Source organism: Xenorhabdus entomophaga, assembly GCF_037996725.1.
Lineage (GTDB): Bacteria > Pseudomonadota > Gammaproteobacteria > Enterobacterales > Enterobacteriaceae > Xenorhabdus > Xenorhabdus khoisanae.
The window spans coordinates 1-242 of sequence record NZ_JBBMXH010000462.1 but is presented as its reverse complement, the minus strand read 5'-3'; the positions used below and the strand labels follow the sequence as shown (position 1 = coordinate 242).

At 55.4% G+C, this 242-nt stretch carries 1 pseudogene; it reads right to left on the bottom strand.

Annotation, left to right across the window (positions count from 1 at the left end):
- Positions 1-242: pseudogene (locus AAC854_RS23630) on the bottom strand (IS66 family transposase); the annotation flags it as partial.

Here is a 242-nt window from a genome sequence, read left to right as displayed (position 1 = left end):
TCAAACGGGGCCCCAGTTGCCCGGCAGGGGCCTCGTCAGGTAACGTAGCCCGGACAGTGTGATGACAACGCTGACAGCGGCCATGAAACAATTGATATTCGGTGATATCCAAAGAGACTTTGGGCAGTTCAAACACCTGATGACGATAGGTCGGGGTCGTATTCGGCTCGACATGCCCGCCACAAAGGGCACAACCGTCATCGGGCAGACAGCGAACGATCGTATCCGTGTCTTTCAATGCA